Annotated in this window: 15 protein-coding genes; 8 read left to right on the top strand and 7 right to left on the bottom strand. The window is 59.9% G+C overall.

Going from position 1 to position 15,013, the window contains the following annotated elements; translation table 11 throughout:
* Positions 1–3 precede the first annotated feature (3 nt).
* A complete protein-coding gene (locus KRR23_RS17995; protein ID WP_054596107.1) occupies positions 4–591 on the bottom strand; it encodes a sigma-E factor negative regulatory protein in 588 nt (195 codons plus the stop codon).
* Positions 592–622: 31 nt separating this feature from the next.
* Entirely contained in the window at positions 623–1,204 is a 582-nt protein-coding gene (gene rpoE, locus KRR23_RS17990; RefSeq protein WP_019692537.1) for an RNA polymerase sigma factor RpoE, read from the bottom strand.
* A 557-nt stretch (positions 1,205–1,761) separates the two neighbouring features.
* On the opposite strand from rpoE, the gene nadB reads away from it, so the two are divergent.
* Positions 1,762–3,378, top strand: coding sequence for an L-aspartate oxidase (nadB, locus tag KRR23_RS17985; RefSeq protein WP_216743587.1), 1,617 nt, complete (start codon positions 1,762–1,764; stop codon positions 3,376–3,378).
* Here the strand turns inward: nadB and KRR23_RS17980 are convergent.
* Positions 3,347–3,796, bottom strand: a complete 450-nt coding sequence (locus KRR23_RS17980) for a protein YgfX (RefSeq protein ID WP_216743586.1) — start codon at positions 3,794–3,796, stop codon at positions 3,347–3,349. The two genes, nadB and KRR23_RS17980, sit on opposite strands and share 32 nt — an antisense overlap.
* 146 nt (positions 3,797–3,942) lie before the next feature.
* Positions 3,943–4,197, bottom strand: coding sequence for a succinate dehydrogenase assembly factor 2 (locus KRR23_RS17975; RefSeq protein ID WP_007944081.1), 255 nt, complete (start codon positions 4,195–4,197; stop codon positions 3,943–3,945).
* A 149-nt stretch (positions 4,198–4,346) separates the two neighbouring features.
* On the opposite strand from KRR23_RS17975, the gene KRR23_RS17970 reads away from it, so the two are divergent.
* Together KRR23_RS17970 and KRR23_RS17965 are read left to right on the top strand one after the other, a co-directional pair.
* Positions 4,347–5,288 carry a folate-binding protein YgfZ gene (locus KRR23_RS17970; RefSeq protein ID WP_216743585.1) on the top strand — a complete coding sequence of 314 codons (942 nt, stop codon included), beginning with the start codon at positions 4,347–4,349 and terminating at the stop codon, positions 5,286–5,288.
* A gap of 36 nt (positions 5,289–5,324) precedes the next feature.
* Entirely contained in the window at positions 5,325–6,146 is an 822-nt protein-coding gene (locus KRR23_RS17965) for an HDOD domain-containing protein (protein WP_216743584.1), read from the top strand.
* Between the two features lie 196 nt (positions 6,147–6,342).
* Here the strand turns inward: KRR23_RS17965 and KRR23_RS17960 are convergent, their stop codons facing one another.
* The gene (locus KRR23_RS17960; RefSeq protein WP_103319998.1) at positions 6,343–7,728 is read right to left on the bottom strand and encodes a sensor histidine kinase; all 1,386 of its coding nucleotides are present in this window, start codon (positions 7,726–7,728) and stop codon (positions 6,343–6,345) included.
* Positions 7,721–8,392 carry a response regulator gene (locus KRR23_RS17955; protein ID WP_019692544.1) on the bottom strand — a complete coding sequence of 224 codons (672 nt, stop codon included), beginning with the start codon at positions 8,390–8,392 and terminating at the stop codon, positions 7,721–7,723. Before KRR23_RS17955 ends, KRR23_RS17960 begins: the two co-directional genes overlap by 8 nt.
* Positions 8,393–8,626: 234 nt before the next feature.
* Here KRR23_RS17955 and KRR23_RS17950 point away from each other — a divergent pair, with 234 nt between their 5' ends.
* From KRR23_RS17950 to KRR23_RS17930, 5 genes are read left to right on the top strand one after another with little or no spacing between them, the layout of a single operon-like run.
* Positions 8,627–9,919, top strand: coding sequence for an OprD family porin (locus KRR23_RS17950; RefSeq protein WP_216743583.1), 1,293 nt, complete (start codon positions 8,627–8,629; stop codon positions 9,917–9,919).
* A 54-nt stretch (positions 9,920–9,973) separates the two neighbouring features.
* Positions 9,974–10,963, top strand: coding sequence for a tripartite tricarboxylate transporter substrate binding protein (locus tag KRR23_RS17945; protein WP_216743582.1), 990 nt, complete (start codon positions 9,974–9,976; stop codon positions 10,961–10,963).
* A 58-nt stretch (positions 10,964–11,021) separates the two neighbouring features.
* Positions 11,022–11,480 (top strand): tripartite tricarboxylate transporter TctB family protein, encoded by a 459-nt coding sequence (locus KRR23_RS17940; RefSeq protein ID WP_216743581.1) that lies wholly within the window; start codon positions 11,022–11,024, stop codon positions 11,478–11,480.
* 1 nt (position 11,481) lies between these two features.
* A complete protein-coding gene (locus KRR23_RS17935; RefSeq protein ID WP_103320006.1) occupies positions 11,482–12,996 on the top strand; it encodes a tripartite tricarboxylate transporter permease in 1,515 nt (504 codons plus the stop codon).
* Positions 12,989–14,026, top strand: coding sequence for an AbrB family transcriptional regulator (locus KRR23_RS17930; RefSeq protein WP_216743580.1), 1,038 nt, complete (start codon positions 12,989–12,991; stop codon positions 14,024–14,026). The genes KRR23_RS17935 and KRR23_RS17930 overlap by 8 nt, the downstream gene beginning before the upstream one ends.
* 188 nt (positions 14,027–14,214) lie before the next feature.
* Here the strand turns inward: KRR23_RS17930 and ung are convergent, their stop codons facing one another.
* The gene (gene ung / locus KRR23_RS17925) at positions 14,215–14,907 is read right to left on the bottom strand and encodes a uracil-DNA glycosylase (RefSeq protein ID WP_216743579.1); all 693 of its coding nucleotides are present in this window, start codon (positions 14,905–14,907) and stop codon (positions 14,215–14,217) included.
* Positions 14,908–15,013: the final 106 nt, after the last annotated feature.

The following is a 15,013-nucleotide window of genomic DNA, read 5'->3' as shown; positions in this document are numbered from 1 at the left end:
TCCTTAACGGTTTTCCAGGCTTGCCGCACGAGCATAAGGCAGAGCACTTTCAGTGCCTTTCAGTGCAGCTTGTTGAGCATGTTGGCGCAAGTAGCCTGGCAGACGCTGATCATGCCAGCCCGGCTGACCTTGCAATACGCCATTGGCCATAGGACCAGTGGCTTCCGAACTCTCATTGTAGCCTGCCAAAACGGCTGGACCTTTTACTTGAGGAACGGCCAGACCCGGTTGAGTGGAGTGCTGGGCCAATTCGACACCGGCAATCTCATCCTGGTTGTACAGACGCACGCCAGCCAGAACAGCAAGGGTCACCGATGCGGCCACCGCCAGCCGACCCACGGTACGCCATGGACCACGAGTGGTCTTGACCGGTACGGCTTCGTCAGCCAGGGCAGCAGAAACGGCCGAAGCAAGATCCAGCCGAGGGATCAGCAGGTCCTTGTGCATGACTGCCCGAGCGACTTGGTAACGGGCCCAGGTTTCGCGGGTTTCAACATCGTCAAAGGCATTTAATACCCGACGCAATTCCAGTTCGTCCGCTTCGTTATCCATCACTGCGGACAGCGATTCCTGCAGGGCTTCACGACTCATGGCGGTTCCTCTCTTGGCTGTCGCCGCTGTCTCAGCTTTCCTGCAACAACGGCTGCAGGGCTTTATCGATGGCTTCCCGAGCGCGGAAAATCCGGGAGCGCACGGTACCCACCGGACACTGCATGACGCTCGCAATGTCCTCGTAACTCAGACCATCGAATTCACGTAAAGTTAACGCCGTACGTAAATCTTCTGGCAGTTGCTGGATGGTTCGATGGACGGTGCCTTCGATCTCATCACGCAGCAATGCACGTTCCGGCGACTCGAGATCCTTGAGGCCATGATCGCCATCGTAGAACTCTGCATCCTCTGAACTGACATCGCTATCCGGCGGCCGACGGCCGCGTGAAACCAGATAGTTTTTCGCCGTGTTGATGGCGATGCGGTAAAGCCACGTATAAAACGCGCTGTCGCCGCGAAAATTTCCAAGTGCACGGTACGCCTTGATAAAGGCTTCCTGTGCGACATCCTGGGCTTCATGGGTGTCGTGCACGAAACGCACGATCAACCCGAGAATTTTGTGCTGGTATTTCAGCACTAGCAGATCGAAAGCGCGCTTGTCGCCGCGTTGAACGCGCTCGACCAGCTGCTGATCCTCTTCCTGGGTTAGCATGAACACTCCTCGATAAGCTCGGAGGAGGCTTGCATAACTAATCGATCAGGCTTGCAAACATAGACTCGGGCTTTTCGCAAAAGTTCTCCCCCTCCAAGCAAGTTTCCTGCGCGCTCTGATTTGGCACACACGAAAGACGCAGCACGGGCTGGGCCGGCTACGCGAATAATCTTTTCGTCGAATCCACCCGCAATGACCAAAACACAAATCCTGCGTGAAGCCGACGCTGTTCCTTGTTTCAGGCAACCTTCTATTGAGCTTGGACGCCTTGCAAAGTTCCCAAGCTTTATAGTCGCGCGATACGAATAATGTATGACCATGCGGCGAAAAACAGCGCTTCATCGGCGATCAGGCTGTCTTATCGTCGATCCCGCGTGTAAATTGTCCTACACAGCCATCTGTCTTTTCCGTCACAGTAGTTTCACATTGCCACGTAGGCCCGACTATTGTGCCGATCCACCCCTCTATATACTAGTGCGCTGTGTGGCTGTCTCGACTCGCCGATTCAGGTGTCTTGCGCCAACCCCGACCCGGGTCGCTTTGAGCGGAATCCTGAAATGAGCCAACAGTTTCAACACGATGTTCTGGTGATTGGCAGCGGCGCTGCCGGTTTGAGTCTGGCATTGACCTTGCCCGATCATTTGCGCATTGCCGTACTGAGCAAAGGTAACCTCGCCAACGGTTCGACGTACTGGGCCCAGGGTGGTGTCGCTGCCGTGCTGGATGACACCGATACCGTTGAATCCCACGTCGATGACACGCTCAACGCTGGCGCAGGTCTGTGCCACGAAGACGCCGTGCGTTTTACCGTCGAGCATAGCCGCGAAGCCATTCAATGGTTGATCGATCAGGGCGTACCATTCACCCGCGATGAACAGTCCGGCACAGAAGACGGCGGTTTCGAGTTTCACTTGACCCGCGAGGGCGGCCACAGTCATCGGCGCATTATTCATGCCGCCGACGCCACAGGCGCTGCGATTTTCAATACCTTGCTTGATCAAGCACGGCAACGGCCGAACATCGAGTTGCTGGAGCAACGGGTCGCCGTTGATCTGATCACCGAAAAGCGCCTGGGTCTGGACGGTGATCGCTGCCTTGGCGCCTATGTGCTCAATCGCGGCACCGGCGAAGTCGATACCTATGGCGCGCGGTTCGTGATCCTCGCCTCCGGCGGTGCCGCGAAAGTCTATCTCTACACCAGCAACCCTGACGGCGCTTGCGGCGACGGCATTGCCATGGCCTGGCGTTCGGGCTGCCGGGTGGCGAATCTGGAGTTCAACCAGTTCCACCCCACCTGCCTCTACCACCCACAAGCCAAAAGCTTCCTGATTACCGAAGCCCTGCGCGGTGAAGGCGCACATTTGAAGCTGCCGAACGGCGAACGCTTCATGCCGCGCTTTGACCCGCGTGCCGAGCTGGCGCCACGGGACATCGTTGCCCGGGCAATCGACCATGAAATGAAGCGCCTGGGTATCGACTGCGTGTACCTGGACATCAGCCACAAGCCTGAAGCCTTTATCAGGTCGCACTTCCCGACGGTGTACGAACGCTGCCTGGAATTCTCTATCGACATCACCAAGCAGCCGATCCCGGTGGTTCCGGCGGCGCACTATACCTGCGGTGGTGTCATGGTCGACCAACACGGTCGTACCGACGTGCCTGGCCTGTATGCGATTGGCGAAACCAGCTTCACCGGCCTGCACGGTGCCAACCGCATGGCCAGCAACTCGCTGCTGGAGTGTTTCGTCTATGCCCGTTCGGCGGCGGCAGACATTCTTGAACAACTGCCTCAAGTCGAGATTCCGAGCACCCTGCCCGCCTGGGACGCCAGCCAGGTCACCGACTCCGACGAAGACGTGATCATTGCGCACAACTGGGATGAGCTTCGGCGGTTCATGTGGGACTACGTGGGCATCGTGCGCACCAATAAGCGCCTGCAACGCGCCCAGCATCGCGTGCGCCTGCTGCTGGACGAGATCGACGAGTTCTATAGCAACTACAAGGTCAGCCGGGATTTGATCGAACTGCGTAATCTGGCCCAGGTGGCCGAACTGATGATTCGCTCAGCCATGGAGCGCAAGGAAAGTCGCGGCCTGCATTACACCCTCGATTACCCGAACATGCTGCCAGAAGCGCTGGACACTATTCTGGTACCGCCCACCTACGCCGACTGAACTTGAGCCGGACCCGCAGGCGTCGGTGAACATCCGCCGCCTGCGCATCACGCGGCACGCAGATCGCCCGGACCCGCCGCTCGCCGAGCAAACGAAAACGCAACACGACGACCAACGGTAGCGCCAGGCTGTCTGGACGTAATTGCACAGCTTGCCAACCCGACGCCTGATTCCACAATTGCCAACCATCGGCGTCCCGGCGCAAGCCGCGAAATGCCTGCGGGTGCGTCAGCAGAATCTGTCGCGGCAACACCCAAAAACCGTGAGCCACGCACAGCGCAATGCCGAGCAAACTGGCCCATAGCGGTATAGAGAGCAACGACAGCGAACCCAGCGCGAACAGCTGGGCGAGAAGATAAGCCGCCAGCAATTGCCGCGAGGCATGCCAGCGGCATTCAAACTGGGTGTCCTTTCTCACAGTTACGTTTCTCTTTTGGCGAGTGGCTGTTGTTGCCAGGCAAGGCGCCGCGACGAGTCATAGCCCGCTATGGCGAGGAGCGGCAACGCGGCATGGCGACAACAGACGCCGTCAAAAAGAAACAGTAACTGTGAGACAGGACACTCTCACTTGGGTTGGACACGGTCCAGAATCATGCGAACCATGCGCTGCAGCTCAGGGTCTTCCGACTCGGCGCGTTCCATGAACCAACCGAACATGTCCTGATCTTCGCATTCGAGCAGTTTGCGGTAGCAGTCGCGATCGACATCGTTGAGGTGCGGATAAACCTCTTTGACAAACGGCACGAGCAACACGTCAAGCTCGAGCATGCCGCGGCGGCTGTGCCAGTAGAGGCGATTCAGTTCAACATCTTCGACCATGGAGCGCTCCTCAAATAGAGCGCAAGTATACAGCCCCAATCCCTGTCGAACAGTCGGCTTTGGTCGGGCACGTTCGAACCTTTGTGAACTACCCATTTCAAGGGCGCCCCCTTATGATGTCCCCCAGACTCTTTACCCTGCGATGACCCATGGCTGATTCTGCTTTTTTCTGCACCTTGTCCCATGAAGGCGTGCTCGCCGTCCGCGGCTCCGATGCCAGCAAGTTCCTTCAGGGACAATTGACCTGCAACCTCAATTACCTGAGCGACACCCAGGCCAGCCTCGGTGCACGCTGCACCCAGAAAGGCCGCATGCAGTCGAGTTTTCGCATCCTGCTGGAAGGTGATGGGGTCCTGTTGGCGATGGCCAGCGAGTTGCTGGAGCCACAGTTGGCGGACCTGAAAAAGTACGCGGTGTTCTCCAAATCCAAATTGACCGACGAAAGCGCTGCCTGGATTCGCTTTGGCCTGCAGCACTCAGAAGCCGTCCTGTCCGGCCTGGGCCTGGCGCTTCCCCGGGAAGACGGCGCAGTTGCCCGCGCGGGCGGCCTGATTGCCATTCGAGTGTCATCCGATCGCGTCGAACTCTGGGCGGCGGCCAGTCAGGCCGGCACCTTGCGCAACACGCTGGCCGCATTGCTGCCTGAAGGCGACCTGAACCAGTGGCTGCTCGGGCAGATCCGCGCCGGCATCGGCCAGGTCATGCCGCAAACCCGCGAGCTGTTCATCCCGCAAATGCTCAATCTGCAAGCGGTGGGCGGCGTGAGCTTCAAGAAAGGTTGCTACACCGGCCAGGAAATCGTCGCGCGCATGCAGTACCTGGGCAAACTCAAGCGTCGGCTGTATCGCCTGCAACTCGACGCCACCGAACTGCCCGAGCCAGGCACCGCACTGTTTTCCCCAACCCATGGCAGTTCCATTGGTGAAGTGGTGATTGCCGCTCATGCCGAACAGAACATCGAGCTGTTGGCAGTGCTGCAAGCCGAAGCCGCGGACAGTGGCGATGTGCATCTTGGCGCCCTGGAGGGCCCGGCCCTGCACCTGCTTGATCTGCCTTACTCACTGGATCGTGATCGCGAGATCCAGCGTTAACTGCAGCATTTTTTTGCAATGCCCTAGAGAAACTAAATGAGCGAGCTGGCGGAAAAGGTCCAACAGGATTTGGTTGAGGCCATCGATAACGATGACCTGGTTCTGCCAACGTTACCGGAAGTGGCCCTGCAGATTCGCAAGGCCGCCGAAGACCCGGAAATCAGCGTCGCCGACCTGAGCAAAGTCATCGGCCGCGACACCGCGTTGTCCGCGCGCTTGATCAAAGTGGTCAACAGTCCGTTGCTGCGTGCCGCTCAGGAAGTGACCGACCTGCACACGGCAATCACCCGACTGGGCATCAATTACAGCAGCAACCTGGCTATCGGTCTGGTCATGGAACAGATTTTCCATGCCCGCTCCGAGGTGGTGGAACAGAAGATGCGCGAAGTCTGGCGCAAGAGCCTGGAAATCGCCGGTGTCAGCTATGCGCTGTGCCGCACTCATACCCAATTGAAACCGGATCAGGCGGCCCTTGGCGGGCTGGTGCATCAGATCGGTGTGCTGCCGATTCTGACCTACGCCGAAGACCACTACGAATTGCTGTCAGACCCGGTCAGCCTCAACCATGTGATCGAACACATTCATCCGCTGCTCGGTGACAAGCTGCTGCAGGTCTGGGAGTTTCCGGAAATGCTGGTGAAACTGCCGGGGCTGTATCTGGACTTCAAGCGTCAGTCCGAGCAGGTCGATTATGTCGATCTGGTGCAGATCGCCAGCCTGTATTGCCACAAGGACACCGATCATCCGTTGTCCAAAATTGACGTGCTCAACGTGCCGGCATTCAAAAAACTGGGGATTGATCCAGAGAACACGGCAATGTGCAGCGATCTGGATGAGTCACGATCGATGTTCTACTGATCACTGCAGAGGAGCTTCTGTGGCGAGGGGGCTTGCCCCCGCTGGAGCGCGAAGCGGTCCCAAGATGGTCACCGCGTTTTATCTGAATCAACGACTCAGCCGATTTTACGACTGCTTCGCAGCCGAACGGGGCGGTGCGGCGTTCCGACAAGCCCCCTCGCCACAGGTGTTGTGTTTCGCTCGCAGGAAATCAGCCCTACCCGGCGATAAAACTGACCCGAACCTTCAGCCCACGTTGCGCGCCATCGTGCAGGCTGATCTGGGCCAGATGGGCCCGGCAGATTTCACCGACAATCGCCAGGCCCAGGCCTGAACCCGCCACCTGCTGATTACGCCGGTAGAAGCGTTCGAACACCCGGTCGCGCTCCTCAAGCGGAATCCCCGGCCCATCATCCTCGACCTCCAGCACGGCGGGCGCACTGACGCGCAAGATCACGTTGCCGCCGGGGGGCGTGTGAGCCAAGGCGTTATCCACCAGATTACTCAGCAGTTCATTCAACAGCGTTGGTTCGCCGCGCAGCCACACCGGTTCCTCAGCCTCCAACGCCAACGCGACGCCTCGCGCGTGGGCCAACGGCGCCATGGCCATGCCCAATTCGCGAGCCAGTTGACTCAAATCGAGCAACTGCGCCCCACCCTCGGCAATCGCCCGCGCACCGTTCTCGACGCGTGCAAGCGAGAGCAATTGATTCGCCAGATGAGTCAGCCGATCGGTGCCCTGAGCAGCGCTCTCCAACGTATTTCGCCAGATTTGCGGCTCGCCCGCCCGCAGTCCTAATTCGAGCCTTGCTTTAAGAGCCGCCAACGGCGTTCGCAACTCATGGGCGGCATCGGCGATGAACTGCGCCTGACGCTCGAACTGCCCGCGCAAGCGCTCGGTAAAGTGGTTAAGCGCGCGTACCAGCGGCCACAATTCGCGCTGCACTTCTACCAGTGGCAAAGGCCGAAGGTCATCCGATTGCCGCTCCTCCACCACCGTGCGCAAACGCTCGATTGGGCGCAGTGCCGCGCTCACCGCAAACCACACCAACAGCAACGCCCCCACTGCCAGCAGGCCCAGACGCAGCAAGGTATCGGTCATCAGGCTGCGAGCCATGCGGACGCGGGCCTCGTCGGTTTCCGCCACGCGGATTTCCGCCATGCCATTCATGTTCGGTTCGGTCACCGGCTTGAGCAGGCTCACTACCCTCACGTTCTGCCCTTGGTAAATGGCGTCATAGAACCGCGCCAGCGCTGGATAATCGTCGGTTCGCGGCGTGCCTGGCGGTGGTCCGGGCAGGTTTTCGTAACCGGAAATCAGCTGCTGATGGATGTCGTTGACCTGGTAGTAAATGCGTCCGGCGCTGTCGTAGGCGAATGTATCCAGCGCCACGTAAGGCACATCGGCGCTGAGGCTGCCATCGCGCTGGGAAAGCCCGGCGGCGATGGTTCGCGCCGAGGCCAGCAAGGTCCGGTCATACGCCGTGTCGGCCGCTTCGCGACCATTCCAGTAGGCACTCAAACCGCTGGCGATCATCAGCACCACCAGCAGCAGTGCGAGATTCCACAGTAACCGCCAGCGCAGACTGCCGGGCTTATGCATCGCGGGCTTCCAGCAGGTAACCGAGCCCCCTGAAAGTCACGATTGCTACTGCATGGCCGTCGAGTTTCTTGCGCAAACGGTGGACGTAGATTTCGATGGCGTCAGGGCTGGCCTCTTCATCCAGACCAAACACCTGGGAGGCCAACTGCTCCTTGCTCATCACCCGCCCAGGGCGCGCGATCAACGCCTCGAGGACCGCTTGCTCACGGGAAGTCAGGGTCAACAGCTCATCGCCGAGGGTGAAGCGCCGAGTGTCCAGGTCATACACCAACACGCCGCAACGTTGCTGGCGCTCGCCGCCGAGTACGCTGCGCCGCAACAGGGCCTTGACCCGCGCTTCCAGCTCGGTCAGTTCAAAGGGTTTGGCCAGGTAGTCGTCGGCGCCAAGGTTGAGCCCGTGAACCCGATCCTTGACGTCGCTGCGGGCCGTCAGCATCAGCACCGGCAAGTTTTTACCACGGCTGCGCAAACGCGCCAGCACCTCGAAACCGTCCATGCGCGGCAGGCCGACATCAAGGATCGCCACCGCGTATTCCTCGCTGTTCAAGGCCAGGTCGGCAGCCACCCCATCGTGCAGCACATCGACGGTCAAACCGGTGCTCTTGAGCGCTTGGGCGACACTTTCGGCCAACTGCAGATGGTCTTCGACGAGAAGAACACGCATGGTTTTTTACCTCGTTCGGGGATGGTCGACGCCATTCTTTGGCGCCGAGTTTACAGCCGCATCCGCCTCTGTGAAGACCGAAAACAATGAAAGTCGGCTGAAAGGTTGGAGAAAGGTTAGCCCGTTAGAGTCCAGCCACGGACCGTTTCGACTGCCGTGACCATGAAGCGCTGCAACCGAAAAACGCCTCGAAGCGTTTTCGTCAAATAAGAACAATAAATGGAGTATTTCAGCATGCTGTCCACACAGCCTCAGGCTTGCCCGCCTGCGCGTTTTTCCCGCCTCGCCTCCACCGCTCTCGCCAGTGCCGCCGCCCTCGCCGGCTTTTCGCCCGTCAGCCAGGCTGCCTTCTTCGAAGACAGTAGCGCGACCCTCGAAACCCGCAACATGTACTTCAACCGCGACTTTCGCAGCGGTACCAGCGCCCAGCAATCCAAACGTGACGAATGGGCCCAGGGCTTCATGCTCAACGTGCAGTCAGGTTACACCGACGGCACCGTGGGTTTTGGTGTCGACGCGCTGGGCATGCTCGGGGTCAAGCTCGATTCCAGCCCCGACCGTACCGGCACCGGCTTGCTGCCAACCCACGAAGACGGGCGTGCCGCCAATGAGTACTCCAAACTTGGCCTGACCGGCAAAATGAAGATCTCTGCTACCGAGCTCAAAGTCGGCAGCCTGATACCTGAATTGCCGACCCTCAAGCCCAACGACGGGCGGATTCTGCCGCAGACCTTTGAAGGCGGCCTGATGACTTCAAAGGAAATCAAGAACCTGACCTTCACCGGCGGGCGCCTCGATAAAGCCAAGGACCGCGACAGCACCGATTTCGAGGACATCGCCCTCAACAACAAGAACAGCCGTTTCGCCGGTACCGTGCCCGGCACGCATTTCGATTTCGGCGGTGTCGACTACAAGTTCACCGACAAGATCACCGGCAGTTACCACTTCGCTCAACTGGGCGAGGTCTACAACCAGCATTTCCTTGGCCTGGTCGCCTCGCAACCGTTCGGCCCGGGCACGTTCGCCACCGACCTGCGGCTGGCCATCAGCAATGACCAGGGCCAGGCCCGCGGCGGCAAGATCGACAACAAATCCCTCAACGGCCTGGTGAGTTATGCCTTGAGCGGGCATAAACTCACCGCCGGTTATCAGCACATGTCCGGTGACAGCGCCTTCCCGTATGTCGATGGTGCCGACCCGTATCTGGTCAACTTCGTGCAGATCAACGACTTTGCCGGCGCCGAAGAACACTCCTGGCAGGCGCGTTACGACTACGACTTCGCCAAGCTCGGGGTTCCGGGCCTGAGTTTCATGACCCGTTACATCAGCGGTGACAACATCAAGCTGAAAAACGGCGCCACCGGCGAAGAGTGGGAACGCAACACCGAGATCAAATACGTGGTGCAAAGTGGTGCCCTCAAGGACGTCGCCGTGCGTCTGCGCAATGCCACCTACCGCTCCAACTACTCTGCCCGTGACGCTGATGAAGTGCGTTTGCTGGTGAGCTATAGCGTTGCCCTTTGGTAATTGATTCAACAAACGACAGCTCCTACACAACAACAACTCCTGTGGAGACGAAAAATGGACTTATCACTGCGTAAAGTTGCATTAGCCGCTAGCTGCCTGCTGTTCGCCGGCCCACTGTTCGCCGACGTCACCGGCGAGCCCAAGCGCCCGGAATGCATTGCCCCGGCATCCCCCGGCGGAGGCTTCGACCTGACCTGCAAACTGGCTCAAAGCGCGCTGGTGAACGAAAAGATCCTGACCAAACCGATGCGCGTGACCTACATGCCCGGCGGTGTCGGCGCGGTGGCTTACAACGCCGTCGTCGCCCAGCGCCCAGCCGATGCCGGCACCCTGGTGGCCTGGTCCAGCGGCTCGCTGCTGAACCTGGCCCAAGGCAAGTTCGGTCGCTTCGACGAAAACGCCGTGCGCTGGCTGGCAGCGGTGGGCACCAGCTACGGTGCCATCGCGGTGAAAAGCGACTCGCCCTACAAGAACCTCGACGACCTGGTTCAGGCGTTGAAGAAAGACCCGAGCAAAGTAGTGATCGGCTCCGGCGGCACGGTGGGCAGTCAGGACTGGATGCAAACCGCGCTGATCGCCAAGGCCGCCGGGATCAACCCGCGTGACCTGCGCTACGTGGCCCTCGAAGGTGGTGGCGAAATCGCTACCGCGCTGCTCGGTGGTCACATACAGGTCGGCAGCACCGACATTTCCGACTCCATGCCGCACATCCAGAGCGGTGACATGCGCCTGCTGGCCGTGTTCGCCAACGAGCGTCTGGACGAGCCGGAAATGAAGGACATTCCGACCGCCAAAGAGCAAGGCTACGACATCGTCTGGCCAGTGGTTCGGGGTTTCTACCTCGGGCCAAAAGTCAGCGATGCGGAATACGCCTGGTGGAAAAACGCCTTCGACAAACTGCTGGCCTCGGAAGACTTCGCCAAGCTGCGCGATCAGCGTGAACTGTTCCCGTTCGCCATGACCGGGCCAGAGCTGGACACCTACGTGAAGAAGCAGGTAGCGGACTACAAACTGCTGGCCAAAGAGTTCGGCCTGATTCAGTAATCGCCTCTGTCTCGCGGCCAGCCCCTTGCGCATCAAGGGGCTGGCCCAGGAGTTTGTCATGCTCTTACAACGCATTTTTGCCTCGGTGCTGTTACTGGCCTGTCTCGGCCTGGCACTGATGGCCTGGCCGTATCAGGCGGCTTTTTCCTATGAACCCGTCGGCCCCAGAGCCTTCCCGTTGTTGATGCTCGGTTTGATGGGCGCGGCGCTGCTGTACATGGTGTTTCGCCCTGCACCGATCAAACACAGCGAAGACGAGCCGCCACTGGACCGCGAAACCCTGACCAAGATCGGTATCTGTGTCGTTCTGCTGCTGGTGTTCGCCGGAACCTTCGAACCCCTCGGGTTCATTGTTTCGAGCATCCTCATCGGCGTACCGATGGCCCGTTTGTATGGTGGCCGCTGGTTGCCGAGCGTGGTGATCATCAGCTTGATGAGCGTCGGTCTGTACATGCTGTTCGACCGATTGATGGACGTGCCACTGCCGTTGGGTCTGCTCGACGTTCTGGAGAACTGATATGGATACCCTTAACTACCTCGGCCAGGGCTTCGGTGTCGCACTGACCCCTTACAACCTGGTCACCGCGTTGTGCGGCACCTTGATCGGCACTGTAGTCGGCTTGTTACCGGGCCTAGGGCCGATCAACGGCGTGGCGTTGTTGATCCCGATTGCGTTCGCTCTCGGCCTGCCACCGGAGTCCGCGCTGATCCTCTTGGCTGCCGTCTACCTGGGCTGCGAATACGGCGGACGTATCAGTTCGATTCTGTTGAACATTCCGGGCGAAGCGTCCACGGTCATGACCACCCTCGATGGCTACCCCATGGCCCGCCAAGGCATGGCCGGCGTGGCGCTGTCGTTGTCGGCCTGGAGCTCGTTCATCGGCGCGTTCATCGCCACCTGCGGCATGGTGCTGTTCGCCCCGCTGCTGGCGAAATGGGCCATTGCCTTCGGCCCTGCGGAATACTTCGTGCTGATGGTCTTCGCCATTGTCTGCCTCGGTGGCATGGCCGGTGATCGACCGCTGAAAACCTTCATCGCCGCGCTGATCGGGTTGTTTCTGTCGTGCGTCGGGATCGACGCCAACAGCGGCGTGTACCGTTTCACCGGAGACAACATCCACCTCACCGACGGTATTCAATTCGTGGTGTTGGTGCTGGGTCTGTTCTCCATCAGCGAAATCCTGTTGCTGCTGGAAAAAACCCATCATGGCCAGGAAGCCGTGAAAGCCACCGGGCGGATGATGTTCAACTTCAAGGAAGCCGCCTCGGTGTTCGTGGTGAACATCCGTTGCGGCGTTCTGGGGTTCATCATGGGCGTATTGCCGGGTGCCGGCGCGACGCTGGCCAGTGCCGTTGCCTACATGACCGAGAAACGCATCGCCGGCGCCAGCGGCACCTTCGGCCAGGGCGACAAACGTGGCCTCGCGGCACCGGAAACCGCCATCGGCGGTGCAGCCTGCGGCGCACTGGTACCGATGCTGACCCTCGGCGTACCGGGTTCGGGTACCACGGCGGTGATGATCGGCGCCCTGTCGCTGTACAACATCACCCCGGGGCCGCTGTTGTTCCAACAGCAACCAGACATCGTCTGGGGCCTGATCGCCTCGTTGTTCGTCGCCAACGTCATGCTGGTGATCCTCAACATCCCGATGATCCGCATCTTCACCCGCATCCTTGCCGTGCCGAACTGGGCACTGGTGCCGGTGATCGCGATCATTACCGGGATCGGCGTCTACGCCGTGCATGCGACGACCTTCGACCTGTTCCTGATGATCGGCATCGGCATCTTCGGCTACATCCTGCGCAAGCTGGATTTCCCGTTGTCGCCGGTACTGCTGGGGTTCATTCTCGGCGGCTTGATGGAACAGAACCTGCGTCGTGCGCTGTCGATTTCCAACGGTGCGCTGGAAATCCTCTGGTCGAGCCCCATCACCTTCGGTTGCTGGGTACTGACGGCAATCATGTTGCTGATGCCGATCCTGCGCATCTGGCGCAAACGCTCCGTTGCACGGCGTGCAATCGCCGATGTCTGATCGGCCTTTCAAAAGCTGGTGGGGAACACCGCTGGTCGGTCTGCTGGGCGGGTACCTCGCCAGCCAGATCGGCTGGCCGCTACCGTGGATGGTCGGCTCGTTGCTGGCGATCATCCTGGTGCGCTGCCTGACACCCTGGCAATTGGCGGAAATTCCTGGCGGGCGTAAATGCGGCCAGTGGATTGTCGGAATCGGCATTGGTCTGCACTTCACCCCGCTGGTGATCGAGCAGGTCTTGAGCCACTTTGGTCTGATCTTCTTCGGGGCGCTGGTCACCAGCCTGTCGGCAGTGGTCGGGGTCTGGTTGCTGCGGCGCACCGGCGAGGATCGCGCCACTGCATTTTTCTCCAGCATGCCGGGCGGCTCCGGTGAAATGGTCAACCTTGGCGCACGCAATGGCGCCGTGCTCAGCCGGGTGGCGGCAGGGCAAAGTCTTCGGGTGCTGGTGGTGGTGCTTTGCGTGCCGGCAGCGTTCAAATACCTGCTTGGCGACGGCGTCCCGCAACTGCATCCGGCCAGCGTCGATTGGCGCTGGCTGGCGGTGTTGTTTCCGGCCGGTGCCCTGCTCGCCTGGATCTGGCAACGGTTGCGCCAGCCCAACCCCTGGCTGTTTGGCCCGTTGCTGGTGAGTGCCGCCGTGAGCATTGGTTGGGATTTACACATCAGCCTGCCCCACGGCGGCAGTCAGATCGGCCAATGGCTGATCGGTAGTGGCCTGGGCTGTCACTTCAATCGGCAGTTCTTTCGTCGAGCACCGTCGTTCATGGGCCGGACCCTGATCGGTACGGCGCTGACCATGCTGATCGCCGCACTCGCGGCGCTGGGGCTGAGTGCGCTGACCCAACTGGACCTGCGCTCACTGACTCTGGGCATGATGCCTGGCGGCATTGCAGAAATGAGCCTGACCGCTGAAACCTTGCAACTGTCGGTGCCCTTGGTCACAGCGATGCAAGTGATGCGCTTGTTGTTCGTGCTGTTTCTGGCGGAGCCGTTGTTCAGGTATTGGAACCGGTTGCCGGATGAAACCTGAGTTGATCACCTGTGGCGAGGGGGCTCGTCGGAACGCCGCACCGCCCCGTTCAGCTGCGTAGCAGTCGTAAACCATATGTCTGTGGTGTGTCTGACGAAATGCAGTGGCTGGTTTTGGGGCCGCTTCGCGACCCAACGGGGGCAAGCCCCCTCGCCACAGAAGCCCCTCCCCTTCACTTTCGCGTCGTTTCAGATCGGTGGCAACCGCCAGTCGATCGGCGTCTCGCCATTCTGTTCAAGATACTTGTTGGCTCGGCTGAAGTGCCCGCAACCGAGGAATCCGCGGTAAGCGGACAGCGGCGACGGGTGCACCGACGTCAGCACCAGATGCTTGGTCGCATCGATCAGTTTCTGTTTGCTCTGCGCATGAGCGCCCCACAGTAAAAACACCAGATGGGGCTGATGCTCGCTGACGACCTCGATAATCCGGTCGGTAAAGTGCTGCCAGCCCTTGCCCGCATGGGCGTTGGCATTGGCCCGCTCCACGGTCATCGTGGTATTGAGCATCAGCACGCCCTGATCGGCCCAGCTTTGCAGGTAACCGTGGTTCGGGATGTCGATGTTCAGGTCGCGCTTCAACTCTTTATAGATGTTCACCAGCGACGGTGGTGCCGGTACACCCGGTTGCACCGAGAAACACAAGCCATGGGCCTGACCCGGGCCGTGGTACGGGTCCTGGCCGAGGATCACCACTTTGACCTTGTCCAGCGGCGTCGAATTGAGAGCGTTGAAAATCATCGGTCCCGGCGGATAGATTTCCTTGCCTGCGGCGTTTTCCTGCCGCAGAAACTCGCGCAACTCAGCCATGTAAGGCTGGTCGAATTCGGCACGCAGTGCTTCCTTCCAGCTCGGTTCGAGTTTGATACGGTCTTCAACAGTCATGGTTACACCCGAGGATTCAATGGGGCGAACCCTAGGAAAGCCCACCGCGCTTGTCAATTGATCTGACGCAGATCCAGCACTTTCTCGTACAGCGATCATACTGAAC

This window comes from Pseudomonas sp. CVAP#3 (assembly GCF_018986375.1).
GTDB lineage: Bacteria > Pseudomonadota > Gammaproteobacteria > Pseudomonadales > Pseudomonadaceae > Aquipseudomonas > Aquipseudomonas helvetica.
Note: the sequence above shows the minus strand (reverse complement) of the source record. Positions and strands in the feature narration are given on the sequence as shown.

Bases quoted from the DNA above. Each gene is read 5' to 3' on its own strand.
- KRR23_RS17970 (WP_216743585.1), top strand. From the start codon at position 4,347: ATGGCTGATTCTGCTTTTTTCTGCACCTTGTCCCATGAAGGCGTGCTC.
- nadB (WP_216743587.1), top strand. From the start codon at position 1,762: ATGAGCCAACAGTTTCAACACGATGTTCTGGTGATTGGCAGCGGCGCT.
- KRR23_RS17935 (WP_103320006.1), top strand. From the start codon at position 11,482: ATGGATACCCTTAACTACCTCGGCCAGGGCTTCGGTGTCGCACTGACC.
- KRR23_RS17945 (WP_216743582.1), top strand. From the start codon at position 9,974: ATGGACTTATCACTGCGTAAAGTTGCATTAGCCGCTAGCTGCCTGCTG.
- KRR23_RS17930 (WP_216743580.1), top strand. From the start codon at position 12,989: ATGTCTGATCGGCCTTTCAAAAGCTGGTGGGGAACACCGCTGGTCGGT.
- KRR23_RS17975 (WP_007944081.1), bottom strand. From the start codon at position 4,197: ATGGTCGAAGATGTTGAACTGAATCGCCTCTACTGGCACAGCCGCCGC.
- KRR23_RS17950 (WP_216743583.1), top strand. From the start codon at position 8,627: ATGCTGTCCACACAGCCTCAGGCTTGCCCGCCTGCGCGTTTTTCCCGC.
- KRR23_RS17965 (WP_216743584.1), top strand. From the start codon at position 5,325: ATGAGCGAGCTGGCGGAAAAGGTCCAACAGGATTTGGTTGAGGCCATC.
- KRR23_RS17995 (WP_054596107.1), bottom strand. From the start codon at position 591: ATGAGTCGTGAAGCCCTGCAGGAATCGCTGTCCGCAGTGATGGATAAC.
- KRR23_RS17940 (WP_216743581.1), top strand. From the start codon at position 11,022: ATGCTCTTACAACGCATTTTTGCCTCGGTGCTGTTACTGGCCTGTCTC.
- KRR23_RS17960 (WP_103319998.1), bottom strand. From the start codon at position 7,728: ATGCATAAGCCCGGCAGTCTGCGCTGGCGGTTACTGTGGAATCTCGCA.
- KRR23_RS17955 (WP_019692544.1), bottom strand. From the start codon at position 8,392: ATGCGTGTTCTTCTCGTCGAAGACCATCTGCAGTTGGCCGAAAGTGTC.
- rpoE (WP_019692537.1), bottom strand. From the start codon at position 1,204: ATGCTAACCCAGGAAGAGGATCAGCAGCTGGTCGAGCGCGTTCAACGC.
- ung (WP_216743579.1), bottom strand. From the start codon at position 14,907: ATGACTGTTGAAGACCGTATCAAACTCGAACCGAGCTGGAAGGAAGCA.